General features: G+C 45.2%; 22 protein-coding genes. 18 read left to right on the forward strand and 4 right to left on the reverse strand.

The annotated features are described in order from the left end of the window. The first annotated feature begins 41 nt into the window (after positions 1 to 41). Positions 42 to 1,490: a pyridoxal phosphate-dependent decarboxylase family protein gene (locus DN53_RS01955; protein WP_129652732.1), complete on the forward strand. Its 1,449-nt coding sequence runs from the start codon at positions 42 to 44 to the stop codon at positions 1,488 to 1,490. On the opposite strand, the gene DN53_RS01960 is transcribed toward DN53_RS01955, so the two are convergent. Next, positions 1,480 to 3,282, reverse strand: a complete 1,803-nt coding sequence (locus DN53_RS01960; protein ID WP_129652733.1) for a glycoside hydrolase family 15 protein — start codon at positions 3,280 to 3,282, stop codon at positions 1,480 to 1,482. The genes DN53_RS01955 and DN53_RS01960 overlap by 11 nt on opposite strands. A gap of 103 nt (positions 3,283 to 3,385) precedes the next feature. Between DN53_RS01960 and DN53_RS01965 the strand changes: the two genes are divergently transcribed. From DN53_RS01965 to DN53_RS02015, 11 genes are all read left to right on the forward strand, one after another. Continuing rightward, positions 3,386 to 5,596 (forward strand): bifunctional alpha,alpha-trehalose-phosphate synthase (UDP-forming)/trehalose-phosphatase, encoded by a 2,211-nt coding sequence (locus DN53_RS01965; RefSeq protein ID WP_129652734.1) that lies wholly within the window; start codon positions 3,386 to 3,388, stop codon positions 5,594 to 5,596. After that, positions 5,593 to 7,122: a nuclear transport factor 2 family protein gene (locus DN53_RS01970; protein ID WP_242502045.1), complete on the forward strand. Its 1,530-nt coding sequence runs from the start codon at positions 5,593 to 5,595 to the stop codon at positions 7,120 to 7,122. Before DN53_RS01965 ends, DN53_RS01970 begins: the two co-directional genes overlap by 4 nt. Before the next feature lie 42 nt (positions 7,123 to 7,164). After that, positions 7,165 to 7,668, forward strand: a complete 504-nt coding sequence (locus DN53_RS01975) for a VOC family protein (protein ID WP_129652735.1) — start codon at positions 7,165 to 7,167, stop codon at positions 7,666 to 7,668. An 11-nt stretch (positions 7,669 to 7,679) separates the two neighbouring features. Next, a complete protein-coding gene (locus DN53_RS01980; protein ID WP_129652736.1) occupies positions 7,680 to 9,014 on the forward strand; it encodes a M28 family peptidase in 1,335 nt (444 codons plus the stop codon). Positions 9,015 to 9,056: 42 nt separating this feature from the next. After that, entirely contained in the window at positions 9,057 to 10,670 is a 1,614-nt protein-coding gene (locus tag DN53_RS01985) for a M1 family metallopeptidase (protein ID WP_129652737.1), read from the forward strand. A 1-nt stretch (position 10,671) separates the two neighbouring features. After that, complete coding sequence (locus DN53_RS01990; RefSeq protein ID WP_129652738.1) at positions 10,672 to 11,250, forward strand: YdeI/OmpD-associated family protein; 579 nt, start codon at positions 10,672 to 10,674, stop codon at positions 11,248 to 11,250. Continuing rightward, the gene (locus DN53_RS01995; protein WP_129652739.1) at positions 11,247 to 12,671 is read left to right on the forward strand and encodes an amidohydrolase family protein; all 1,425 of its coding nucleotides are present in this window, start codon (positions 11,247 to 11,249) and stop codon (positions 12,669 to 12,671) included. The genes DN53_RS01990 and DN53_RS01995 overlap by 4 nt, the downstream gene beginning before the upstream one ends. Before the next feature lie 29 nt (positions 12,672 to 12,700). Further along, positions 12,701 to 13,984: a metal-dependent hydrolase family protein gene (locus tag DN53_RS02000; protein ID WP_129652740.1), complete on the forward strand. Its 1,284-nt coding sequence runs from the start codon at positions 12,701 to 12,703 to the stop codon at positions 13,982 to 13,984. A gap of 112 nt (positions 13,985 to 14,096) precedes the next feature. Continuing rightward, positions 14,097 to 17,300 carry a WD40/YVTN/BNR-like repeat-containing protein gene (locus tag DN53_RS02005; RefSeq protein ID WP_129652741.1) on the forward strand — a complete coding sequence of 1,068 codons (3,204 nt, stop codon included), beginning with the start codon at positions 14,097 to 14,099 and terminating at the stop codon, positions 17,298 to 17,300. Further along, positions 17,300 to 18,016: a DUF2490 domain-containing protein gene (locus DN53_RS02010; protein ID WP_129652742.1), complete on the forward strand. Its 717-nt coding sequence runs from the start codon at positions 17,300 to 17,302 to the stop codon at positions 18,014 to 18,016. The genes DN53_RS02005 and DN53_RS02010 overlap by 1 nt, the downstream gene beginning before the upstream one ends. A gap of 68 nt (positions 18,017 to 18,084) precedes the next feature. Continuing rightward, complete coding sequence (locus tag DN53_RS02015) at positions 18,085 to 19,296, forward strand: bifunctional alpha/beta hydrolase/OsmC family protein (protein ID WP_129652743.1); 1,212 nt, start codon at positions 18,085 to 18,087, stop codon at positions 19,294 to 19,296. Between the two features lie 12 nt (positions 19,297 to 19,308). On the opposite strand, the gene DN53_RS02020 is transcribed toward DN53_RS02015, so the two are convergent. Further along, positions 19,309 to 19,515: a hypothetical protein gene (locus tag DN53_RS02020; protein WP_129652744.1), complete on the reverse strand. Its 207-nt coding sequence runs from the start codon at positions 19,513 to 19,515 to the stop codon at positions 19,309 to 19,311. A gap of 160 nt (positions 19,516 to 19,675) precedes the next feature. Here DN53_RS02020 and DN53_RS02025 point away from each other — a divergent pair, with 160 nt between their 5' ends. The 6 genes from DN53_RS02025 to DN53_RS02050 all read left to right on the forward strand — a co-directional run bounded on the left by DN53_RS02025 (position 19,676) and on the right by DN53_RS02050 (position 23,298). After that, on the forward strand, positions 19,676 to 20,263 hold the full coding sequence (locus DN53_RS02025) for a superoxide dismutase family protein (protein WP_129652745.1): 588 nt from the start codon (positions 19,676 to 19,678) through the stop codon (positions 20,261 to 20,263). A 48-nt stretch (positions 20,264 to 20,311) separates the two neighbouring features. Then, entirely contained in the window at positions 20,312 to 20,533 is a 222-nt protein-coding gene (locus DN53_RS02030) for a (4Fe-4S)-binding protein (RefSeq protein ID WP_129652746.1), read from the forward strand. Continuing rightward, positions 20,533 to 20,832 carry a GNAT family N-acetyltransferase gene (locus DN53_RS02035; RefSeq protein WP_129652747.1) on the forward strand — a complete coding sequence of 100 codons (300 nt, stop codon included), beginning with the start codon at positions 20,533 to 20,535 and terminating at the stop codon, positions 20,830 to 20,832. The genes DN53_RS02030 and DN53_RS02035 overlap by 1 nt, the downstream gene beginning before the upstream one ends. A gap of 72 nt (positions 20,833 to 20,904) precedes the next feature. Continuing rightward, the gene (locus DN53_RS02040) at positions 20,905 to 21,432 is read left to right on the forward strand and encodes an RNA polymerase sigma factor (RefSeq protein ID WP_129652748.1); all 528 of its coding nucleotides are present in this window, start codon (positions 20,905 to 20,907) and stop codon (positions 21,430 to 21,432) included. Between the two features lie 4 nt (positions 21,433 to 21,436). Next, the gene (locus tag DN53_RS02045; RefSeq protein WP_129652749.1) at positions 21,437 to 22,231 is read left to right on the forward strand and encodes an anti-sigma factor; all 795 of its coding nucleotides are present in this window, start codon (positions 21,437 to 21,439) and stop codon (positions 22,229 to 22,231) included. A 71-nt stretch (positions 22,232 to 22,302) separates the two neighbouring features. Beyond that, positions 22,303 to 23,298, forward strand: coding sequence for a bifunctional helix-turn-helix transcriptional regulator/GNAT family N-acetyltransferase (locus DN53_RS02050; RefSeq protein ID WP_129652750.1), 996 nt, complete (start codon positions 22,303 to 22,305; stop codon positions 23,296 to 23,298). Positions 23,299 to 23,374: 76 nt separating this feature from the next. On the opposite strand, the gene DN53_RS02055 is transcribed toward DN53_RS02050, so the two are convergent. Next, on the reverse strand, positions 23,375 to 24,025 hold the full coding sequence (locus DN53_RS02055; protein ID WP_129652751.1) for an OmpW/AlkL family protein: 651 nt from the start codon (positions 24,023 to 24,025) through the stop codon (positions 23,375 to 23,377). Positions 24,026 to 24,175: 150 nt separating this feature from the next. Further along, the gene (locus DN53_RS02060) at positions 24,176 to 25,156 is read right to left on the reverse strand and encodes a CorA family divalent cation transporter (RefSeq protein ID WP_129652752.1); all 981 of its coding nucleotides are present in this window, start codon (positions 25,154 to 25,156) and stop codon (positions 24,176 to 24,178) included. Positions 25,157 to 25,302: the final 146 nt, after the last annotated feature.

Raw genomic sequence — 25,302 nt, forward strand, 5'->3', positions numbered from 1 at the left:
TCCTATTTTGCAAGGTTGTATGGACAGCATACCTTTATCCTATGGAAAGGAATACTATGGAATCCCTTTATGACCAAAGGCAATTTAGGGAAATGGGTCACCGATTGATAGATCTTTTGGGCGACCATATCGACAACACCACCTCAGGGAAAAACCCAAAGACCATTGATTGGGCCGAACCCAGTGTTGAATTGGAATCTTGGAAGGATTTTTTCAACAACGGAAATGCAGACGATTTCTTTGAAAAGGTCATACAAAGAACCACCCATACCCATCATCCCAAATATATTGGGCACCAAGTGGGCGTTCCTGCCCCAATTACCGCCTTGACTGGCTTACTGGCCTCTTTGTTGAACAACGGAATGGCAGTTTACGAAATGGGAATGTCCCCCACGGCCATGGAGCGCATCGTTACAGATCATATTTGCAAAAAAGTGGGTTATGGGGAAGCTTCCAGAGGGTTGCTGACATCAGGCGGAACCCTGGCCAATATGACCGCCCTGCTATCGGCGCGAAAAGCCAAGGCAAAGCACAACGTATGGACTGAAGGCAGCTCCCAACAACTGGGTATCATGGTAAGCGAAGAAGCCCATTATTGTGTGGACCGTGCGGCACGTATCATGGGTTTGGGAGACCAAGGCATCATTAAAGTTCCAGTCACAAAGGATTTTACCATGGACATTTCCAAATTAGATGAGTGTTATACCAAAGCTCTGGAAGATGGGGTCCACATCTTTGCAATCGTGGGCAGCGCTCCATCCACCGCAACGGGTATTTATGACGATTTGGAGGCCATTTCCCGGTTCGCAGAAGAAAAAGGGTTGTGGTTTCATGTGGATGGCGCCCACGGAGGTGCTGTCATCTTCTCCGAGAAATACAAGCATCTACTCAAAGGGATTGAAAAATCGGATTCCGTGGTCATAGATGGACACAAAATGCTGATGATGCCCACCCTTACCACGGCACTTCTGTACCGGGAAGGTATTCATTCGCACACCACCTTTGTTCAAAAAGCGGACTACTTATTGACCCATACGGATGAGGAAGATTGGTACAATGGAGGGAAAAGGACTTTTGAGTGCACCAAATCCATGATGGGCCTACATTGGTACATTTTACTAAAACTATACGGGGATGACATTTTTGACCAAAATGTGACCAAATTGTATGATTTGGGAAAAGAATTTGCCCAATGGATACATAATGATCCTAATTTTGAGTTGGCCATTGAACCCATGTCCAATATTCTCTGTTTCCGGTATGTGGCACCTCAACTGAGTTTGGAACAGCTCAACAGCCTGAACCAATCCATCCGACAACAACTTCTGGAGGATGGAGAATTTTACATGGTCCAGACCCAACTAAGGGGAGTGCATTACCTAAGGACCAGTTTAATGAACCCCTTTACCACCATGGAACATTTGGGGTGGCTATTGGAAAAAATCAAAACCATTGCCAAAAAATTGATGGCTCCGGAACCTACGCTATAGATTCCAATATTTTTTCTTCGCTCTGTTTTCTTGAAAAGTTGATGGCACATTCGATCAAAGCCAAATGGGAATACGCCTGTGGGAAATTACCCAACAAGCGCTTGGTCTTAAAATCAATATCCTCACTAAAGAGTCCCAAATGATTGCTATGACCCAGCAAACGTTCAAAAAGTTCCAAGGCCTTTTCTTCCTCCCCTATTTTAAAGAGGCTGTTGATGAACCAAAAGGTGCAAATGGTAAAGGACGATGAGGGTTCGCCGAAATCGTCCTCATTCTTATAACGATACAATAATCCATCATTGCTCAATCCCTCCTCAATGGCCTGTACCGTGTTCACATATTTGGGATCCCGGGCATTGATAAAACCATAGGGCTCCATCAACAGTACCGAGGCGTCCAAATGGCGGGAACCATACGATTGCACAAAGGCATTGATATCACTGTTCCAAGCATTTTCATGGATATCCCTTTTGATTTCCTGCTCAAGGGCGGTCCATTTTTCAATCTTATGGGTCTTCCCAAAAATCTTGGCCACTTTAATGGCCCGGTCCAAAGCCACCCAACACAGTACTTTGGAGAAGGTAAAATGTCTGTCTTCCCCTCGGAATTCCCAAATACCCTTGTCCGGCTCCCTCCAGTGCTTGCCTACAATCCAGACAATCCCTTTGGTGATGCTCCAGAGTTCCTCCACATTCTCAATATCATTGCTAAACTTCACCAACTGCTCATAGATGACATCCATAAGAATGCCGTAAATGTCGTTCTGCTTTTGTTTGTAGGCCGCATTTCCTATACGAACAGGTTTTGAGCCTTTGTATCCATCCAAATGGTCCAAAGTCTGCTCTGTAAGTTTCTTTTCTTGATTGATGCCATACATAATCTGGAGCTTTTCATCCTTGTCCGGCATTAAATCAATGATAAACTGTAGGTATCTTTTGGCGGAATTCTTATGCCCCAGTTCGGAAACCACCTTGATCACCATGGAGGCATCCCTGATCCAGCAGAACCGGTAGTCCCAATTACGGACCTCGCCAATGGTTTCGGGCAAAGAGGTCGTGGCGGCGGCCAAAACCGCCCCCGTTTTATCGTAAGTAAGCAATTTCAGGGTAATGGCACTCCGTACAATCTCCTTGTTGAATTTTTTATAGGTAGGGGTTTTATCCACCCAATCCAACCAATACACTTTGGTACGTTCCAATTCCAAGGCCATTTTTTCCGTAGTGGGCTTTAGGATCTTTTCGTTGTAACAAACCATAAAATAACCATCCTCTTTCAACGGAATCTCCACGCCCTCCAACACCTCTTCCTTGTTGAAAGAGGTATAAAGGAACAAGGTGTCATACTTTAATTTATGGGTGAGGCTTGCCACAAAATCCTTTTTCACATGATGTTCCGTATGTCCCAATCCGTACTCCAGTTTGGGATCATACTTCACCTTAAAACTCGGCTTTCCCGAAACATACTTTACATACCGAACGATTTCGGGCGGGGCATTGTACTTGCCATTGTTGTGCTTATGGTGCCTCGGCATAAAATCATGCACCTCAAAGACATCTTCCCCTCGGGAAAAACGTGTGATCAATATGGCCGTCCTTTCATAGTATTGTTGATGGATTTCATAAGTATCATCCACCAGAAACTCAAAGCTTCCTCCTTTTTGCTCATCCAACAACTTTGCAAAGACGGAAGTGGAATCAAATTGGGGCAGACAACACCAATCCAGCGAGCCCGTTTTTGAGATCAAGGCCGCACTCCTACAATTTCCAATAATTCCATAATCCAGGTTCTCCATAGGCTAATTATCCTCAAAAGGTTTAGAATGAATTGCTTTTACAGTCGAATTTCCCGAAATTTAAAGAAACTTAAAAGTAAAACCTGTCAAAAAACACCCTTTTATGGCCAAAACTATCATAATCTCAAATCGACTGCCCGTTCAATTGCAAATCAACAATGGAAGCATTAGCGCTATCCCCAGTGTAGGAGGATTGGCCACCGGAATGAAATCCGTGCATAGTGGCAGTGAGAGTCTTTGGATAGGTTGGTCGGGGCTCACCGATGAGGACACCCCACCAGAACTTGAGGACGATATTGATAAGGCCCTGAAAGAGAATGGATGTGCCAAGGTAAAACTGAATGCCCAGGAAGTGGACGGTTTTTATTTTGGATTCAGCAATAGGACCATATGGCCCCTTTTCCATTATTTTTTGAAGTATTCCGAATTTGAGCTGGATTTTTGGAACACCTACAAGGCCGTAAACCAGAAATTCGCGGATGCCATCATTGAACAATCGGATGAGGACGATACCATTTGGGTACACGACTATCAGTTGATGCTGGTTCCACAAATGGTGAGGGAGAAACGGCCCAATACCTCCATTGGGTTCTTTTTGCACATCCCTTTTCCTTCTTACGAGATTTTCAGGACCCTCCCTTGGCGTGAGGAAATATTGGAAGGTTTGTTGGGGTCCGACCTTATTGGGTTCCACACCTACGACTATGAAAGGCATTTTCTGAGTTCGGTGCGGAGATTATTGGGAATGGAAGTAAGCTTTAACGAGATTTTCATGGACAACCGTGTCATCAAGGTGGATTCCTTCCCCATGGGCATCGATTACAAAAAGTTCAGGGATGCCGCTTTGGTTCAGGGAGAACGGAAAAAAGACAACAGAAGCGATCTACAACAACGGCTGGACGATCATAAAGCCTCTGCCCCGGACACTAAATTGATTCTCTCCATAGACCGTTTGGATTACAGTAAAGGTATTGCCAAGCGTATCAATGCCTTTGAGTATTTTCTCAACAAGTATCCAGAGTACAAGGAAAAGGTGCGGTTGATCATTCTTGCGGTGCCCTCGCGTTCCAACGTTCCCCAATACCAATTGCTCAAGAAAGAAATTGATGAGTTGGTGGGGCGTATCAATGGGGAACTATCCACCGTGAACTGGACCCCTATCTGGTATTTTTACCGTTCCCTTCCCTTTGAAAACCTCATCGACCTATATACTTCCAGTGACATTGCATGGCTTACCCCGCTTCGCGATGGGATGAACCTCGTGGCCAAGGAATACATTGCCACTCGAACAGACAAGTCGGGAGTGCTTATTTTGAGTGAAATGGCCGGCTCTGCCTATGAAATGAACGAGGCCCTATTGATCAACCCCAATAATTTTGAACAACAGGCAGATACCTTGCGCCAGGCTATTACCATGCCTCTGGAAGAGCAGCAATCCCGAAATACCTTCCTCCAAAAACGGTTGGAACGTTACAATGTGGAAGTGTGGGCCAACGAATTTATGAGTGCACTCAACCAGAAGAAAACAGCGGGACACGCCTATATTTCCCAAAAAATCACAAACGACTGCCTCAACACCATCTCCAAGGAGTACGCTGACTCTTCAAAGCGGCTGTTGTTCTTGGATTATGATGGTACTTTGGCCGGGTTCCACAAGGACCCCCAAAAGGCATTACCCGATGAGGAGCTATACGCCCTACTGGACCAATTGCACGAACAGGACAATACCACCCTCTTTTTGATCAGCGGTAGGGACAAGCAGACCTTTGGCAGGTGGTTCCTTCCCAAAAAATACAATATGATCGTGGAGCATGGGGTTTGGATTTCCAAGGATGGTGAGGACTTCAAACTCTTGGAAAATGTAAAGAGCGAGTGGATGGAAAAAATCAAACCGGTACTGGAATCTTTTGTGGATCGAACGCCCGGATCCTTTATCGAGGAGAAAAACTACTCCATGGCGTGGCATTACCGAAACACCGACCCTGACTTTGGTGAAAAAAGGGCCACGGAATTGAACACAGTCTTGACCAGTCTTATCGGGAATGACGATATTAGCGTTCTTAACGGAAACAAGGTCATGGAAGTCAAAAGCAGTAATGTAAACAAAGGTAGAGCCGCAGTGCGCATGCTGGGAGAGGATGACTATGATTTTGTGTTTGCCATTGGCGATGATTGGACCGATGAATTTATGTTCCAAGAACTTCCCGACTCGGCCATCACCGTTAAAGTGGGGCTTAAAAAGACCCAAGCCAAATATCATGTTGAAAACACCAAAAGGGTACGGGAACTTTTAAAACGGTTTGCAAAACCATGATGCAGCGATTTTGTTTTTTGCTTTGTTTGCTGGGAACCTTCCTGAGCTACGGTCAGGCAAATACCGAGGTCTACCTTTTTGACCTCGATATGGATACCAAGGGTGCTCCATTGTCCAATCCCAAGAATATATCCAACAATCATGGTTATGACAACCAGCCTTCGTTTTGGGATGATGACACGGTATTGTTCTCTTCAACAAGGGCGGAGCAAACGGATATCTTACGGTTCAACATCAACCAAGGAAGCACCTCTTCCTGGATGACCAATACCCCTACGGGAAGCGAATATTCACCTTTGAGAATACCTGGAAAAGATAACATATCGGCCATTCGATTGGACCTGGATGGACTGCAACGATTGTATGAATATGATATCAAAACCGGGGAATCCGAACCCATTTCCGATTTGAAAATTGGTTATCATGTGTGGTACAATGACCATATTTTAGTATCCACAGTATTGGTTGCAGACCGAATGGATTTGGCGGTGATCGACCTTGATGACGGCTCCCACCGTATAGTGCATAAGAATGTTGGGCGCTCCCTTCATAAAATTCCGGGTTCAGATTTGGTAAGTTTTATCAGCAAAGGGTCCTCAAAAAACCAACTATGGGAAATCAAATCCCTTGATGTAACCGATGATAAAATCGATACCATCCTAACCTTGGTCAACCCAATGGAAGATATGGTATGGCTACCCAATGGCGCACTCCTTATCCCCAATGACAACCGGATTTCCCTCTATAATCCAAAAACTGGGGATACCAAAGATTTTCAGTTTTTTGACCGAGAGCAAGTCTTTAAAATATCCCGAATGGCCGTAAATCCCAGCGGAACGCGATTGGCCTTGGTCACGGAAATTTCGCCCATGGAAATTGTGCAAAGACAAGTGGACACCTTCAACAAAAGAGATTTGGATGGATTTGTTTCCTGCTATACAGATGATGTCTTGGCACAACGCTTTCCCAACGATACCATGTATGTGGGAAAACCCAAGATGTTGGCCAATTACGAACGGTTTTACACCAACACCAAAAACGCAAAGGTTGAAGTGATCAAACGAATTGCCATTGGAAATAAAGTGATTGATGAGGAAATCACCATGGTTGATGGTAGACAAGGCCACCAAGTGGCACTCTATACCATTGAAGGAGGACTCATCACCTCCATGACCTATATTTTTCCCGATCAGGAAACCTCAGATGCAGAGGCTGTTGTACAAGAACAATTGGATGCCTACAATGCTCGCGACATTGATGCCTTTATGGATACTTACTCGGACCATATCTCCCTCAATAATTTTCCCAACCAAGTTACCAGTAAGGGTAAAACGGATATGAGGGTACGGTACGATTCGTTCTTCGAAAGCACCCCCAATCTTCACTGTAAGATAAAAAACCGTATGGTGATCGGGAACAAGGTCATCGATGAAGAACAGGTCACCGTCAATGATTCTGTGGTACATGCCGTGGCCATCTATGAGGTTGAAAATGGAAAAATTGCAAAAGTCACTTTTTTACGATGAGTCTTTTTGCTACTTTCATGGGATTTCTAAAAAAGCCTCTTTATGAAAACCCACTATCTTTTCTGTCTCATTCTAGTATTGACTTTCAGTAGCGTACGTGCCCAAGATGACTATGAAAACCTGACCGTATCCATAGGAGTGGTCGTCTCGGACCTCGAAGCCTCCATTGAATTCTATACCAATATCATGGGCATGGAAGAAACCGGCGAACTGGATTTGAACGGTTCCTTTGGAAAAGCTTCGGGATTGACCGGCGGAAGACCTTTGTTGGTAAAAATTTTAAAGCTCAAGAACAGTCCGGATGCCACGGAGTACAAATTGGTGTCGTTCGGAAATGATAAAACCCGTTTTGACAAACACATACAGGACCAAAACGGAATGCAGTACACTACCTTCTTTATAAAATCCACAGAAGACATCATAAAACGAATCCGCGAAAACAATATCGAATTTTTGGGGGACACCCCTATAAAACTACCTGATGGAAGGACTTTTATCCTTATTCAAGATCCTGATGGGGTCTTTATTGAAATCGTTGGTCACTAAAATCCATTTTAATGAAACAAAGCATAGCGTTTATTTTTTTACTATTTTGTTTATCCATTCTAACAGCACAGGATGACACCCGTATATATGACATCATCAATGCGGTTTCCGCGGAACGCATAGAAAAAGATGTAACCACCTTGGTCAACTTCGGCACCAGACATACCTTGAGCGATACGCTTTCCCAAACCCGTGGCATAGGCGCTGCAAGACGATGGATCAAATCAGAATTCGAAAACATTTCTTCCGATTGCAATGACTGTTTGGAAGTTTTCTACCAAAAGGACCTGATCAAAAAAGGCGAAGGTGCCCGGATTGTAAAGGATGTTTGGGTAGTAAACGTGGTGGCCATCAAACGGGGCACCAAATACCCCAACCGCTTCATCATCATGAGTGGGGATATTGATTCACGGGTGAGTGACCCCAATAACTTTACTTCGGACTCACCGGGAGCCAACGACAATGCCAGTGGCATGGCAGGAACTATAGAAGCCGCAAGGGTGCTTTCCCAATATTCGTTTGAGAGCAGTATCATTTTTGTTGGACTTTCGGGAGAAGAACAAGGACTTTATGGTGGCAGGGGCTTGGCCGCGCATGCCAAGCAAAACAGCTGGGACATTGTTGGGATTTTCAACAACGACATGATCGGTAACATCACCGGAGTGGATGGTGTGGTCAGCAATAGGGATTTCCGAATTTTCTCGGAACCCGTTCCCCCTACTGAAACCGAGGAAGAAAGACGCGCCCGACGTTTTTATGGTGGTGAAGTGGACGGTATCTCACGCCAATTGGCCCGATATGTTTACAAAACCACCAAGACCTATATGCCCGAGATGAACCCCATGCTCATCTATCGCTTGGACCGTTTTGGACGTGGTGGGCATCACAGACCCTTCAATGATGCCGGTTTTGCGGGGATACGTATCATGGAAGCCCATGAAAACTATACCCAACAGCATCAGGATATCCGTTTGGAGGATGGTATCGCCTATGGCGATGTCCTGGAACATGTAAACTTTGGGTATGCCAAAAAATTGACTACCGTAAATGCGATCAATTTGGCTTCCATAGCTTGGGCACCTCCCGCACCGACAACCGTTGAAATAGGAGGAATTGTAGAACCTGCAGCCAAATTAAAATGGAGCAAGGTAGACGGTGCTGTAGGATACAAGATTTATTGGAGGGATACCACCTCACCTACTTGGGACCACCATAGATACGTAGGAGATATTGATGAGTACACCCTCAACGGCATTGTCATTGACAACTTTTTCTTTGGCGTGGCAGCAGTGGGCAAAAATGGACATGAAAGTCCGGTAGTTTTTCCAAACAAGGTTTTTAGATAAAACGAATGACGCGTCCGGTTGAGATGCTTTTATAGAATGGATATGAAACACTATTTTATACTATCAGCATTCATATTGGGAGTTTGCACCGCATCCGCCCAAAATTTTACCCGTCAGGACACCCTAAGGGGAAGCATTACCCCAGAACGGGCATGGTGGGATTTGAATTACTATGACCTCAATGTAAAGATTGAGCCTGAAAAAAAGTTCATCTCAGGACACAATCTGGTGCGCTACAAAGTGCTCAACGCCGCAAAAGTGTTGCAAATTGATTTGCAGGAACCCATGCAAATAACATCCGTGACCCAAGATAATCAAGCGCTAGAGGTCACTTCCGACGGAAATGCACACTTCATTACCTTGAAAAAGGAACAGGTTCCGGGTGAGTTCAATACCATTGACATCCATTTTTCCGGTTATCCCCGTGAAGCCGTAAGAGCCCCTTGGGACGGTGGTTTTTCCTGGAAAGAAGATACCCAGGGAAATCCTTTTGTGGCCACATCCTGCCAAGGATTGGGTGCCAGTGTGTGGTGGCCCAACAAGGATCATATGTACGATGAGGTGGACAGTATGCGGATCCGTGCAACCGTCCCGAAAGATTTAATGGATGTTTCCAACGGAAAACTGGAAAGTGTGGAGGAAAATGGCGATTTTAAGACCTACAACTGGTTCGTGGCCAATCCCATCAACAATTATGGAGTGAATGTGAACATGGGTAACTATGTTCATTTTGGTGAAAAATACGACGGTGAAAAAGGTTTTTTGGATGTGGCTTATTATGTGCTTCCCGAAAATCTGGAAAAAGCCAAGGCGCAATTCAAACAGACCCCAATGATGCTCAAAGCCTTTGAACATTGGTTTGGCCCCTACCCTTTTTACGAAGATGGGTTTAAACTGGTGGAAGTGCCTTATTTGGGGATGGAACACCAAAGTTCGGTCACCTACGGCAACCAATACGCCAATGGCTATCTAGGACGTGATCTTTCGGGTTCCGGATGGGGACTTAAGTTTGATTTTATCATCATCCATGAAGCGGGCCACGAGTGGTTTGCCAACAACATCACTTACAAGGACATTGCCGATATGTGGATCCATGAAGGCTTTACGGCCTATTCCGAAAACCTCTATCTGGATTTCCATTACGGGCCCAAAGCCGCTTCGGAATATGTAGTGGGTACCCGTGCCAATATTCGGAATGACCAACCAATTATTGGTCATTATGATGTCAACCAAGCAGGTTCGGGAGACATGTACTACAAAGGAGCCAATATGCTCCATACCCTCCGCCAACTCATCGAGGATGATGAATTGTGGCGCCAAATTTTAAGGGGACTCAACAGCGAGTTCTACCACAAAACCGTGACCACACAGCAAATTGAGGACTACATCAGCAAAAAGACCAAAAAAGACCTTTCCGCTTTTTTCAACCAGTATCTGCGCACCACCATGATTCCAAAGTTTGAATACCAACAAAAAGGGAGTTCCATAACCTACAGGTATGTGGATATTGTGGAAGATTTTGATATGCCCATTCGTGTCTTTGTGGATGGCAACGAGCAATGGCTCTTCCCAAATTCAGAATGGAAAACCGAATCCCTCAAGGGGAATGAGTTGATTTTTGACCCTAATTTTTATATCGAAACCGAAAAAATCTGATGTGAACGAACTTCCCGAACACTATTTCCAAAACGATTCCGAATGGCGCGAGTGGCTGCACGAAAACCATGACAGCTCGGATGGCATCCATGTCATTTTATACAAGGTGGAGCACCATATGGAAAGCATGCGATGGGAGGAGGCCGTGAGGGTTGCCCTTTGCTACGGGTGGATAGACAGTACGGTGAAAAGTCTGGGGGATGGCAAACGGAGACAATATTTCTGTCCCAGAAAACCCAAGAGTGTATGGAGTAAACTCAACAAAGAGCACATCAAAGACTTGAAAGCCCAAAAATTGATGCACAAAAGTGGCTTGACCGCCATACAAGTTGCCAAAGAGAATGGCTCTTGGTCCGCATTGGACGATGTAGAAAATGGAGTGGTGCCCGAGGACCTTCAACGGGCATTCAACCAAAATAAAAAGGCAAAAAAGAATTTTGAAAACTTCACCCACAGTCAGCGTAAAAGCTACTTGTATTGGCTCAATCAGGCCAAGCGGGAAGATACCCGACAGAAACGGATAGCTGAGATTGTGGGAATGTCGGCCCAAAACATCAAATACCGAACCTTAGGAAGATGAAACATAGCATCAAAACATTGGGAATATCCACATTGATCCTACTCGCCTTGGCCTGTATGGACAAAAATTCCAAACAACAGGTGGACCTAGCCATAACCAATGCGCAGGTCATCCATCTTGAAACAGGGACCGTGGAGACCCAGGACATCTTTATTTCCAATGGGAAAATCCAGGCAATTCTGGATGTAGGTACCGAGAACACCTTCGAGCCCGATACTCTTATGGACGCTACCGGAAAATTTGTACTTCCCGGTTTTTGGGACAATCACATTCATCTTAGAGGTGGTGATTCGCTGGTGGCCAACAACAAAAACTTTTTGAAACTGTTCATTACCAATGGGATTACTACGGTTCGTGACGCAGGCGGTGATCTCACGCCTTCCGTCATCCAATGGAAAAACCAGATTGCATCCGAGGATTTGGTGGGACCTACCATTTATATATCGGGGCCAAAAATTGATGGTCCCAATGCCACATGGGCGGGCTCCCTTGAGGTGGAAACTGAAGAAGATGTGAAGAATGCCTTGGATTCCCTTCAGGAATTGCAGGTTGATTTCGTCAAACTTTATGACAGCCAGATTTCGGGTGGGAATTACCTCAACGCCATCAAAGAGACCCAAATAAGAGGGATGACCGTCTCTGGCCACATGCCTTTTACGGTTACATTGAAGGAAACTGTGGAGGCTGGCATGGATGCCATGGAACACCTCTATTATATCATGAAAGGGTGCGCCAGCAATGAGCTGGAGGTAACGGAAAAACTTAAATCCGGAAAAATGGGCTTTTGGGATGCCATGCCCGCACTAATGCAAGCGTATTCAGACTCAACCGCACAAAAGACTTTTACCATGTTGAAAGATCATGATGTCTTCGTGGTCCCTACGCTGCATATTGGAAAAACATTGAGCTATTTGGATGAGGTGGACCATTCCAACGACCCCTACCTGACGTACATGGGGCAAGGAATCATCCAAACCTATCAAGGAAGGATTACACGGGCCATGAGTGCATCGGAGGAAGTCCGAAAAGACCGGAAGGAGTTGGATACTTTTTTTGGACAACTGGCCCAATCCCTGAACAAGGCCGGGGTGAAACTCTTGGCGGGTTCGGATAGTGGTGCCTTCAACTCCTACACCTATCCAGGTATCTCGCTCCACAAAGAATTGGAAGCCATGGTGCAGAACGGAATCCCTCCTTTGGATGCGTTGCGTACATCAGCCTATAACGGTGCACAGTTTTTGGATAGATCCAACAACTATGGTAGTGTTTCCAAAGGAAACGTATCGGATTTGGTGATTTTGGATGATAATCCTTTGGAAGATATTCGCAATACGCAACACATTTATATGGTGGTCAAGGGAACCCAAGTGTTCTCCAAAACCCAGTTACAAGAACTGCTGGACTCTGCCATCATGGATTGATGCCTATTTCAATTTTAAAACCATACACAATGATCCATTCCTCTTCAAAAATCAAGGTAAACCCAAAAATTTGGGGACTTTTATTGCTATTTCTGTTAGTAATACCCGTAAAAGCGCAAGTCCTATTGATTCCTGACCGGGTATTTGATGGCGAAGAAATGCATTCCAATTGGGTAGTGGCGGTCAATGGTAATCTAATTACCTATACTGGTCCAGAAAGTGGACTGAAAAAAGTCAACTCCTATACCAAACACGAGCTGAAAGGGATGACCTTGATGCCCGGAATTATAGAGGGGCATTCCCATCTGTTGCTGCATCCCTACAACGAAACGGACTGGAACGATCAAGTTTTAAAGGAATCCCCGGTGGAACGAGCCATCCGAGGCAGCGTCCATGCCAAAAAATCCTTGATGGCCGGGGTAACGACCATGCGTGATTTAGGCTCGGAAGGTGCCGGGTATACCGATGTCTATTTAAAAAAGTGTATCGATGACGGAATCATCCCGGGACCTCGATTATTGGTGGCCGGACCTGCCATTGTGGCGACAGGGGCCTATGGCCCAAAAGGATTTCACGACCGGGTCCGCGTTCCCTTGGGTGCCGAACCTGTCAGTGGAAGGGACGAAGCCATCAAGGAGGTCAGGAATCAAATGGGGAAGGGTGCGGACTTGATCAAAATTTATGCAGATTACCGTTGGAGCCCAGGGGCAATCCCGCAACCTACCTTTTTACAGGAAGAAATCGATGCCATGGTAGCCACTGCCACCACTGCAGGCAAATATGTTGTGGCCCATGCCGGAACCCCCGAAGGGATGCGGCGAGCCATCTTGGGTGGTGCCGAGACCATAGAGCATGGGGATTGGGGCACCATGGATATTTTCAAGCTTATGAAAGAAAAAAATGTGGCCCTCTGCCCTACCTTGGCTGCCGGCGATGCCATTGAACGGTATAAAGGATGGAAAAAGGGGAAAGAGGCCGATACGGACCGCATTGCAAAAAAGAAGCAGTCATTTGCCTTGGCCCTACAGTCCGGAGTGGACATTGTCTTTGGAGGTGATGTGGGCGTATTCCCCCATGGAGAAAATTATAGGGAACTCGTACTTATGGTCGAATACGGAATGCAGCCCCTCAAGGCTTTACAATCGGCCACATCAGTGAATGCAAGGGTATTCCATCTAGAAAATCTGGGAAGCATCAAAAACAACTTTTTGGCCGACCTCATCGCTGTGGAAGGCAATCCCCTTACCCACATTGAGCAGATGCAACATGTACGGTTTGTCATGAAAGATGGGGTGGTCTATAAAAACGAATAGCCCATTCAATTCAAATAGAGAGGGTTTCCCTGCGGTCTGGTTCCAGTTAACATCCTTTTAAGAATTCCACTTGGGGTTTTTGGTATCTTTAGGCGACTAATTGACCTTAAAAATGAAAAAGCCTCTTTTACTATTGATGCTCTTTGCATCACTATCTCTTTTTGCCCAAGAATTTTCAATGGATTTGGTTCAGGATATGAAACCAAGAAACATAGGTCCAGCCGGAATGAGCGGACGTGTTACTGCCATTGATGTGGTCCTTTCCAATCCGGACATCATGTATGTGGGAACCGCATCGGGTGGTTTGTGGAAATCCACCTCTGGAGGCATTCAATGGGAACCCATATTCGACCATGAGGTTACCGCCTCCATTGGCGCGGTTGCCATCCAGCAATCCAACCCATCCGTAATTTGGGTAGGTACCGGGGAGGGAAACCCCAGAAATAGCCTCAACGGAGGGTATGGCATCTACAAATCCTTGGATGGCGGTAAAAGCTGGAAATCCATGGGGCTCGAAAAAACCCGTCACATTCACAGGGTCATCATAGACCCTACCAATCCTGATGTCGTCTATGTTGGGGCCATTGGCTCCCCTTGGGGCGAACACCCTGAACGGGGTGTTTTTAAAACCACCGATGGCGGAAAAACGTGGGAAAAGGTACTGTTTGTAAACAACAAAACCGGGGTGGCCGATTTGGTCATGGACCCCACCAATCCCAATAAATTGATGGCGGCCATGTGGGAACATAAGCGTGACCCGTGGTTCTTCAAATCCGGCGGTAAAGGCAGTGGGCTCTACATGACCCACGATGGTGGCACCACTTGGAAACAAATCACCGAAGAGGACGGTCTGCCCAAGGGTGACCTGGGGCGTATTGGCATTGCCATTGCCCGAAACAAACCCAACGTGATCTACGCCTTGGTCGAGGCCCAAAAAAATGCCCTGTACAAGTCGGTCGACGGTGGGTTCAAATGGGAAAAAATCAACGACAAAAACGATATTGGCAACCGTCCTTTTTATTATTCTGAAATCTATGTGGATCCCCAGAACGAAAACCGGGTGTATTCCGTGTTCACTTACATCAATGTTTCAGAAGACGGGGGCAAAAACTTCTCCCAATTGATGCCGGCCTACGGTGTGAGCAATGGGGTACATCCCGACCATCATGCTTGGTGGATACATCCTACCAACGGACAGTTTATGCTGGACGGTAATGATGGTGGGTTGAACATCACCAAAAATGGAGGTAAGACATGGCGATTCATTGGTAATCTACCTGTGGCACAATTTTATCATATCAATGTGGACAATGAGTATCCCTACAATGTATATGGAGGAATGCAAGACAATGGTTCTTGGCGAGGTCCCGCCTATGTGTGGAGGGACCAAGGGATTCGGAACAGCTATTGGCAGGAAATTGCCTTTGGTGATGGTTTTGATGTTATCCCAGATAAAGATGACAGTCAATTTGGATATGCCATGAGCCAGCAAGGCTACGTGCGTCGTTACGATTGGAAAACAGGAAACGACTATACTGTTCGACCAACCCACCCCGACCCCAAAGTGGAGCTTCGTTTCAACTGGAATGCAGCCATAGGCCAAGACCCTTTTGATACTAGCACGGTATATTTTGGAAGTCAATTTGTCCATAAATCCAGGGATAAGGGATTGACATGGGAGGTCATTTCACCCGACCTGACCACCAACGACCCCGAAAAGCAAAAGCAGGGTGAAAGTGGTGGGCTTACCATGGATGCCACCGGTGCGGAAAACCATTGCACGGTTATTGTGATAGAACCTTCGCCCGTGGAGAAAGATATGTTGTGGGCCGGTACGGATGATGGCCGGGTACACTTTACCCAAAATGGCGGCACCACTTGGACCGATGTCACCAACAACATCAAAGGGTTGCCCAAAGGCAGTTGGATTCCCCAGATCAAAGCCTCTCAAAACAATAAAGGTGAGGCCCTATTGGTCGCCAACGATTATCGAAGGTTCAACTATACACCCTACGCCTACCGGACCAAAGATTATGGAAAAACCTGGACCCGTATCGTGGACCAAACCGATGTGGAAAGCTATACACTGAGCATTTTGGAAGACCCGGAAAATCCCAATCTTATGTTTTTGGGAACCGATGATGGTCTCTACATTTCCTTCGATGCAGGTTCCAAATGGCAAAAATGGGACAAAGGATTCCCCACTGTATCCACAAAAGATTTGGCCTATCATCACAGAGAACAGGATTTGGTAATCGGCACCTTTGGCAGGGCAGCATGGGTTTTGGATGATATTAGACCCTTAAGGGCCTTGGCGGAGAACAAGGCGTTATTGCAAAAGGATATCAGCCTGTTTAAAAGCCCCGATGCCTATTTGGCCGCCTACCAACAACCCACGGGAAGTCGTTTTGGGGGGGATGCCCTCTACAATGCTGAGAACAGGCCCTCGGGAGCCATGATTACGTACTACATCAAAGATGTAGCGTCCAAGAAAGATGACAAAAAAACCGACGAAACCAAGGATGCCGCTTCCGAAGAGGATAAACCCAAAGAGAAGACCAAAGATTCCATCTTCTTTAATTTTTATGATGGCGATAGGCTCATCAGAACCTTAAAATACAAGACACCCAAAAAAGCCGGGTTCCATAGGATTTACTGGGAATTGGACGAGAAAGCCCCTGCTTCCCCGTCAAGGACCATTGTGAAAAATCCGAGGGAGTCGGGCGGATTATCCGTTAAACCAGGCACCTATAAAGTGGTGGCGCACTATGGCGGGCAAAAGGATTCCACAAGTGTGACCGTAAAAACGGACCCGCGGTTGAATACGTCTATGGCTTCCATCAATGAGGTGTATGCCCTGGGCAAAAAATTGGAAGGCTTTACACAAACCGCCGCCGATGCCGTAAAACAATTGGTGGAGAACAAGAATTTGGCCAACAAATTCCAAAAAGAACTCCAAGACCTGGACAAGGAAAAATTCAAGGAGCAGATTGAGGCTTCAAAGAACATCATAAAAGAGATAGATTCCGTAATCGCCCTGTATTTGGGCAAGGAGGACAAGCGCCAAGGCATTACCCGAAACCCGGAACCATCCGTGGAGCAAAGACTTGGTACGGCCAGTTATTATGTGAGCAGTCGCCAGTCTGGAATCACTGAAACAGAAAAAAGATTGGTCCGCTTTGCGGAAGATGAATTAAAGTCGGCCTTGGACAAGACCAATGCCTTCTTCAGCGAAAAATGGAAACCGTATCGCGAATCCATCGAAGCCTTGGATATATCACCTTTTAAAGAAACAGAAACCTTTAGTTTAGATTAATGCAGCATAGAAAAAGAAAATTGCTTTCGACCCTTTGGGTCGCACTTACCGCTACCGTAGTATTGAATGCCCAAGAACCTGGAGAGGACAAATGGGGGGCTTGGTATATGTATTTTGGAACCAACAAGATTGCCGAACGCCTTAGTGTTCATACCGAAGCCCAATTCCGTTTTTATGAGACCACCAGCAATTTTAACCAGTTGTTGTTGCGTACCGGGCTGAATTACCATATCAACCCCAATGCCATTGCCACCATGGGGTATGGTTTTATCAAGACCGATGGTTCTTTTGATGAGCCCCTTGGCGGATTGGATGGTAGGGAGCATCGAATCTTTGAGCAGTTTATCCTGAAAAACAAGGTTTGGGAGTTACTTTTTGAGCACCGCTATCGTCTGGAACAACGCTTTTTGGAATTAGGGAATGCTACGGACACCCAGCACAGGGCACGTTACCGCATCCAAATGACCTTGCCGCTCACCGACACCTTTTTTCTTAATTTTTATGATGAATTGTTCATCAACCTACAGGATGACCTGTTCGGACAAAACCGTTTGTACGGTGCCGTGGGGGTTCATCTCACGGAGAACAGTAGTGTGCAGTTGGGGTACCTCAGGAACCAGTTTGCCAATGCCGTTTATGATCGGTTGCAGATAGGTTTCTTTTTTAATCCCGACTTAAGAAAAGTCTTTGCCAAAAAGGCCAAGGACGAAAGTTAAATTTGTATGGCCCCTTTGAGGTAATGGTGAATGGGCCTGTTTTATGTCTATTAACCTAAAAAAGCATCATGGGGCTACAAAAAGTAACATTCAACAATAAAGAGGGCCAGACTTTGGCGGGACGCTTGGAGCTGCCCGTAGACCAACACCCCCATAACTTTGTGTTGTTTGCACATTGTTTCACTTGCACCAAAAACCTTTTGGCTGTTGCCCATATTAGCCGTGCTTTGACCTCCAAAGGTTTTGGGGTGCTCCGTTTTGACTTTACGGGCTTGGGAGAGAGTGAAGGGGATTTCGAAAACACCAATTTTTCTGGCAACATTCAGGATTTGGTGGCTGCTGCGGACTACTTGAAAGATAATTATAAAGCCCCAACCTTGATCATTGGCCATTCCCTTGGAGGTGCGGCATCTATATTTGCTGCTGCCAAAATTGCTTCCGTGAAAGCGGTAGCCACTCTGGGTGCGCCTTCCAGCCCTGCACACGTAAAGCATTTGTTGAGAAGTGAGCTCGATAAGATAACATCTACAGGCAAAGCTACCGTAAACCTAAGTGGAAGGGACTTTACCATCAAAAAACAGTTTTTGGACGATTTGGAGAACAATTCCCTCACAGCTACCGTCAAAAATCTTAGAAAAGCGCTATTGATCCTGCATTCCCCCCAAGACCAAATTGTAGGGATACAAAATGCCGAAGAACTTTATGTGGCCGCCCATCACCCCAAGAGTTTCATTTCCTTGGATGGTGCCGACCATTTGTTGTCCAACAAAAACGACTCCATGTATGTTGGTGAAGTCATTGCGGGTTGGGTCACTCGGTATGTGGATATGGCACCCCGTGAATCCTTAACAACCCAACATCAAGTGGTAGCCAGTTTGGATGCGGAAGACGGATTTACCACATCCATGAAGGTGGGAAACCATTTTATGATCGCCGATGAACCTATATCCTACGGAGGAAATGATTTTGGGCCATCGCCCTATGAGTTGGTTTCCGCAGGACTTTCTGCCTGTACCGCCATGACCATTCAAATGTATGTGAAACGGAAAGGATGGCCCCTCACCAATGTGGAAGTGCATACTTCTTATAAGAAAACCCATGCGGTGGATTGTGAAAATTGCGAAAGTGAAGGAACAAAAATTGATACCTTTTATCGGGAAATACAATTGACAGGAGATTTGGATGAGCAACAAAAGACCCGAATCCTGGAAATTGCCGATAAATGCCCGGTGCACAAAACCCTGCACAGTAAAACGCAGGTAATCAGCAAATTGATTTAAGTAGTGAGGGGTTTACAGCCTTAGGTGACGGATATCAAAATAATCCAATTCCAACTCAATTACGGCATTGTAGATGTTGCGCAATGATTTTACATACTCCCTTTGGTTGATGTAGCCTTTTAGTTTGTTTTCCTTCAAACGGTTATATCCCTTACAAAAAGACCTTTTCTTTTTGCAGTAGATCAAGAAGTTGATATAGTCCGTGGCTGTACTGACCAAAATGAGTGTTTTGTGTTGAAATACATTAGTACTTCTATAACGGCCCCACCCTTAAAATCGTATGCTTTCCTTTGGAAAACCATCAAGTGATTGATGGGGAAAATTGTTGACACCTCCCTAAATAATGATTACCTTAGACTGAACCTAAAAATTCTTTCTAATGAAAAAAATACCCGCAGCGGTAATTGGATTGGCATTGATGACCGTCTTTAGCTGCAAGCAAGTAAAAAAAGAAGCGGAAGAGACATCCGAAGAAATAGAGGAAACCGTTGAACAGGTGGTAGAAACCATGGAACCTACATCCATTTCCTTCAAAATGGAACCCAAAAGTGACAGTAATGTCAGTGGTGATGTAACTTTTATGGAAGAAAACGGCACCGTGGTAATGAAAGCCACATTGTCCGGTCTCACCGAAGGGGAACACGCCATCCACATCCATGAGAAAGCCGATTGCTCTTCGGCTGATGGAAAATCTACGGGAGGTCATTGGAACCCAACCTTCCAACCCCACGGTAAATGGGGCGCCGAAGAAGGCTATCACAAAGGGGACATTGGTAATTTTGTTGCCGATGCCGATGGTAACGCCACAGTGGATTTTGCCACTAAGGAGTGGTGCATTGGCTGTGATGATAAAACCAAGAACATTGTGGGCAAGGCGGTGATCGTTCACCAAGGTGTGGATGATTTCACTTCGCAACCCAGTGGTGCTGCAGGGGCAAGGGTTTCCTGCACTGGTATTATACAGTAATGAAAAAGGGCGATCTATAGATTGCCCTTTTATTTTTTGAACATTGATATGGAAATCACAAAAGAATACTCCAATGGGGAACTTACTGTGGTATGGAAGCCCAAACTGTGCCAACATGCAGGGATTTGTGTGAAAATGCTGCCCCAAGTCTACAATCCCAAGGACAAACCTTGGATCAAGGCTGAAAATGCCTCAACACAGGAATTAAAAGATCAAATTGCCCAGTGTCCTTCGGGAGCACTGAGCCACTACACCCCTACCTCCCCATAATGAAACAAGAATATCAGCTTGTGGACAATGCGGAAGCCAAACAATTTGAGTTTGATTTGGGCGATGCCATTGCCAAAATAGAATACATCCGCGCCAAGGAAAAAATCTATCTTACCCATACCGAGGTTCCGGAATCCTATGAAGGAAAGGGTATTGGTTCCCAATTGATCCGAAAGACCTTGGAACATATCAAAGCCCATGACCTCACCCTGATTCCCCTTTGTCCGTTTGTTGCCCTGTACCTCAGCAGGCATCCGGAATGGAAATCACTGGTCCTAAAGGGAATAAACATCGCATAAACCATTTATATTGACATTCCACCGTGAATCCATAATGGGAAAGGCTTTTTTTATATCTTTAGCTGACCCGCTATGGACTTAGACAACCTCATACAAAGATTCCAGAAAAAAGATACGGTCGCCTTTGAGGCTTTGTATGATATGTATGCGGAAAACATATGTGGAGTAATCAACGTGATTCTCAAGGATCCTGAACGCTCCCAAGAGCTTTGTCAAGATGTTTTTGTGAAAATCTGGAGTAAATCGGACCAATATGACACTTCCAAAGGTCGCTTTTTTACCTGGATCTTAAACATTGCCCGCAATGCCGCCATCGATGAACTGCGCTCGAAAAGCCATAAAAACCAAAAGAAAAACCTCCCAGTGGATTCTCTCGTAGGTATTCATGAAAACAGCGAAGATTTAAACGGAAAAATAGACACTATAGGATTGCAATCCCTATTAAAGGGACTTAAGGATAAATGCATTCTTTTGATTGACCTGCTCTACTTTAAAGGGTTTACACAAAAAGAAGCTGCGAAAGAACTAAAGACACCAATAGGAACCATAAAAACACGGATTAGAAGTTGTATTTCCGAAATTCGGAAAAATATGGCATAGTAAAATGGATGTGAAGGAGTACATAGCATCAGGAGTTTTGGAACTCTACGTGGCAGGCGCATTGAGCCCCGAGGAAAACTTGGAGGTACAACACTACGCCCTACAACACCCTGAGGTGAAGTCAGAGATTGAAGCTATTGAGAAGTCCATTCTAGAGCTTACCCGGACAACCTCGCCCAAACTATCCAAAGACAGTTTTAAGACCGTCCGCGCCCAATTGGACGAAGTCATCCAATTCAAGCCTGAAGCCTCGGAAAGGAAAACTCCTTGGGGCAATTACGTGGGCTGGGCAGCTTCCATAGTACTTGCAATTGGCCTTATTGGTGTATATCTACAGAACAATCAGCTTAAAACCGAGATAGAGATCACCAATCAGGAAAAGGAGAATCTGGAACAAATTCTATCCACCACCCAGGAAAAGGTTATTGACAAGGAAGCGCTTTTACAACAACTTCGGGCTAAAAATATTACCGTAGTGGCGTTGGGCGGACAGGCTGTATCTCCAGATTCGTATGCCAAGGCCTATTGGAACCGGGAAGAGAACAAGGTCATCATTGATGCCCAAGGACTTCCTGAACCCCCACCGGGCTATGCCTATCAAGTTTGGTCCTTGAAACTGACCCCGCTCACCCCCACCAGCATTGGTCTTCTAGAAGATTTTGCCACGGATGACAGTAAATTGTTCGCGTTGTCCAATCCCAATGAATCCGAAGCTTTTGGTATTACCTTGGAGCCCGAAGGCGGCAGCGAAACCCCTACCTTGGAACAACTTTATACCTTGGGTGCTGTAGGGCCCTAAATTCACTCTTTATATTTTTTACGTAACCGGTTACTTATTTTTTATATATTTACGTAACTAGTTACACTTTTATGATGACCAATGACTTTCTCCAAGAAATAGCACATTTAGGTTTCACAGCTCGTATAAAGCGGTTGAACGAAAAGATTGTATCCAGCACCCTGGACCACTATTCCCGATTGGGGCTGCCCATTGAACCCAATTGGCACGTTGTCTTTTTATTGCTGAAAGAAAACGGAAGGCTTACCGTAACCGAAATGGCCAGTGCCTTGGGTTTTTCCCATCCTGCTATCATCAAGATTGTCAAAAAGATGAAGACCCAAGGGTATCTGGAAAGCCAAAAGGACTCCAATGATGGGCGCAAAACCTTTATCTATCTGTCCCAAAAAGGAGAGCGGGCTTTAAGTTCCCTTGAAGCGGAGTGGCATCGTATCCAACAGGTACTCAAGGAATTTGTAACCCCTGGTTTTTTGGACGGATTGTGTCAACTGGAACAGGAATTTGACTCCAAAGGATTCCAAGAACGCTATCAGCAACGCTTTGGCCACAAAGGCTTTTACATCCGCACAGCAAAACCCTCTGAATTTGATGCCATAGGAAAATTGATGGTGGATGTTTATTCGGGTCTAGAAGGATTCCCCAAAGCAAACGATCAGCCCGAATACTATGAAACCTTGGCCAACATAGGTGATTTTACCCAAAAACCCGGTGTGGAACTTCTGGCCGCTGTTTCCGCAGGCGAGAAGGTTTTGGGGGCAGTCCTTTATTTTGAACATATGGAATATTATGGTGCCGGGGGTATAGCGAAACAAGAAAAAAATGCGTCTGGATTCCGCTTATTGGCCGTTGACCCGGCAACCAGAGGAATGGGCATAGGGAAAGCCTTAAGTGAAGCTTGTATTGAAAGGGCGAAAACCCGCGGACATCTCAATGTCATCATACACAGCACCTCGTTCATGAAAGTCGCCTGGAAAATGTATGAAAAATTAGGTTTTATTCCCTATCCAGAGTTGGATTTTAAACAAGGGAAACTCCAAGTCTATGGATTTCGTTTGGCTTTAGCGTAAGTTTGTTATAATACTGAAAGGCGGCCTAGAATCTCCAGACCGCCTTTTAGAGTATTGGTTAGTGGTATAAATTACCCTATAGTTTTACACCTACCCCGAATCCAAATATCCATGGGTTGATATCCACATCAGCCACCACAGTAGCTCCCAATGCCGTAGTGGCATTAACGGTGGCATCCGTATTCAGAAACAGTTTTTTCACATCCACATTTAAAAACCATTTATCATTGAGCATAAAGTCGAATCCTCCTTGCAATGCATATCCCACGGCGGTATCGTAATCCACATCATCGGCCACAGGTCCCTCATCCACTCCATAAAAGAGGGTAAGGTTCAATCCAGCTCCCACATAGGGCACAAAATCACCACCGGTGAAATGGTACTGACCGGTCAAGGTGGGAGGAAGCAGCCACACATGTCCCAAATCAATATCCCCAACTAGAGTCCCAACGGCTTCCACATCATGCTTTGTGGTGGCCAAAATCAATTCCAAAGACCAATTTTCATCGAAAAAGTAAGAGATGTCCAACTCCGGTACAAACGCAGTGGAAATGGAGGCATCCCCACCTATAGCTTCTATATCTGCACTTTCATCCGGCGTCACTACAATTCCCCGAAGCCGGAACTGCCAAGGACTTCCGCCGTCACCCGACGAAGCATCCTGCGCTGTTCCCATGTTGATGAATCCCATTAACGCCATCGCTGCAAAAAGTACTGTTCTTCTCATTTTTTTGAATTTTAAGATGAGACAAAGCTACAATGCGATACATGCAAGAAATATGACGTTTATCATTGGAAAATAAACCTTCATGTCATCCCTTGAATGGAATAGGATTGAATTAAAATTTAATGGGCTATCCAAAAACCGAAAAGCGCCTTAAAACCACTTTTTTCGTTTAAAGATGAGTATGGAAATGAGGGTAACGACCAGCATGAGTCCTAAAAGGATAAAATAGCCGTACGGCCATTTGAGTTCTGGAATGTTCTCAAAGTTCATCCCATAGATTCCTGCCAAAAAAGTAAGGGGAATAAATATTACGGAAAAGATGGTCAAGGTCTTCATGACCTCATTGAGGCGATGGCCTTGAATACTGAAAAACAAGTTGATTTGACTTTCCAACTCCTGGGTATCGGAATCAACATCATTGGCCAAGCCGTTGATCTGCTCCCTGAGCTCACTGAAATATTTGGTATGGAACCCCTTTACCTGTACCCTTTCCAGTCGGGTTACAATGTCCCTCAGGCCATGTGATGCTTTACGAAAGTGCTGGATCATGGCCTTTTTTTGTTCCACTTCGAACATAAACTCCGGTGTGGGTTCCATTTTGGTGGCACGGTCCAGCATGTTTTCCATCAAAACCATTTCCTCATACTTTTCCTTATAATTGGAAATCAAGGTTTCCAGGATAAAAAACAGGAGGTAATCGGCCCTCTTTTTTCTTATGATTCCCTTATTATCGAATATCCGTGCCCGTATCCAATCAAAATGGTCTCCCCATTTTTCCTGGATACACCATACAAAATCCTTGGCTACCACAAAAAACATCTGTTCCGACTCCAAGCTTTGGTCTTCCGTCTTTATGATTCGGGCAGCAATAAAAAGCTGCTCCTCCAATTCTATGACCTTATTTCCAAAGTTTTGGTTAAGCAGTAACCGAAGCAGAAAATCGTCCAACTCGTTGTGGAGCACCATCTTCCTAAACTCTTCCGTATAGCCCAGACCATACGTATTGACCCAAGTAATACTCTTATCGTTTTTGGACAATTGTGCATCTTCATCCATGGAAAATTTCCGATTGTAGTAATCCTCAAGGGAATAGTTGATGACCCAGGTATTATTTTCGAAATCTGTAACCATTATTGTAAAAGTAAAACGGGTTATTCGTAGTTTAGAGCAATAAGTTAACCCAAATTTAGCAAGATTGGATCATGGTGGGCGTAATGTCTTTTAAAACCGAAATTTTAGTCACAGGAATTTTATTGGTTGTTGTATTTGTTTTGAAC

Origin of the sequence: Flagellimonas olearia (assembly GCF_004150225.1) — a bacterium.
Classification (GTDB): Bacteria; Bacteroidota; Bacteroidia; order Flavobacteriales; family Flavobacteriaceae; genus Flagellimonas; species Flagellimonas olearia.

What these genes read in the sequence shown, in the direction of transcription:
- DN53_RS01995 (WP_129652739.1), top strand. Translation starts at nt 11,247, where the DNA reads ATGAAACATAGCATCAAAACATTGGGAATATCCACATTGATCCTACTC.
- DN53_RS02015 (WP_129652743.1), top strand. Translation starts at nt 18,085, where the DNA reads ATGGGGCTACAAAAAGTAACATTCAACAATAAAGAGGGCCAGACTTTG.
- DN53_RS02000 (WP_129652740.1), top strand. Translation starts at nt 12,701, where the DNA reads ATGATCCATTCCTCTTCAAAAATCAAGGTAAACCCAAAAATTTGGGGA.
- DN53_RS02035 (WP_129652747.1), top strand. Translation starts at nt 20,533, where the DNA reads ATGAAACAAGAATATCAGCTTGTGGACAATGCGGAAGCCAAACAATTT.
- DN53_RS02030 (WP_129652746.1), top strand. Translation starts at nt 20,312, where the DNA reads ATGGAAATCACAAAAGAATACTCCAATGGGGAACTTACTGTGGTATGG.
- DN53_RS02050 (WP_129652750.1), top strand. Translation starts at nt 22,303, where the DNA reads ATGATGACCAATGACTTTCTCCAAGAAATAGCACATTTAGGTTTCACA.
- DN53_RS02040 (WP_129652748.1), top strand. Translation starts at nt 20,905, where the DNA reads ATGGACTTAGACAACCTCATACAAAGATTCCAGAAAAAAGATACGGTC.
- DN53_RS01975 (WP_129652735.1), top strand. Translation starts at nt 7,165, where the DNA reads ATGAAAACCCACTATCTTTTCTGTCTCATTCTAGTATTGACTTTCAGT.
- DN53_RS01965 (WP_129652734.1), top strand. Translation starts at nt 3,386, where the DNA reads ATGGCCAAAACTATCATAATCTCAAATCGACTGCCCGTTCAATTGCAA.
- DN53_RS01955 (WP_129652732.1), top strand. Translation starts at nt 42, where the DNA reads ATGGAAAGGAATACTATGGAATCCCTTTATGACCAAAGGCAATTTAGG.
- DN53_RS01970 (WP_242502045.1), top strand. Translation starts at nt 5,593, where the DNA reads ATGATGCAGCGATTTTGTTTTTTGCTTTGTTTGCTGGGAACCTTCCTG.
- DN53_RS01985 (WP_129652737.1), top strand. Translation starts at nt 9,057, where the DNA reads ATGAAACACTATTTTATACTATCAGCATTCATATTGGGAGTTTGCACC.
- DN53_RS02045 (WP_129652749.1), top strand. Translation starts at nt 21,437, where the DNA reads ATGGATGTGAAGGAGTACATAGCATCAGGAGTTTTGGAACTCTACGTG.
- DN53_RS02005 (WP_129652741.1), top strand. Translation starts at nt 14,097, where the DNA reads ATGAAAAAGCCTCTTTTACTATTGATGCTCTTTGCATCACTATCTCTT.
- DN53_RS02055 (WP_129652751.1), bottom strand. Translation starts at nt 24,025, where the DNA reads ATGAGAAGAACAGTACTTTTTGCAGCGATGGCGTTAATGGGATTCATC.
- DN53_RS01980 (WP_129652736.1), top strand. Translation starts at nt 7,680, where the DNA reads ATGAAACAAAGCATAGCGTTTATTTTTTTACTATTTTGTTTATCCATT.
- DN53_RS02025 (WP_129652745.1), top strand. Translation starts at nt 19,676, where the DNA reads ATGAAAAAAATACCCGCAGCGGTAATTGGATTGGCATTGATGACCGTC.
- DN53_RS02010 (WP_129652742.1), top strand. Translation starts at nt 17,300, where the DNA reads ATGCAGCATAGAAAAAGAAAATTGCTTTCGACCCTTTGGGTCGCACTT.
- DN53_RS01960 (WP_129652733.1), bottom strand. Translation starts at nt 3,282, where the DNA reads ATGGAGAACCTGGATTATGGAATTATTGGAAATTGTAGGAGTGCGGCC.
- DN53_RS02060 (WP_129652752.1), bottom strand. Translation starts at nt 25,156, where the DNA reads ATGGTTACAGATTTCGAAAATAATACCTGGGTCATCAACTATTCCCTT.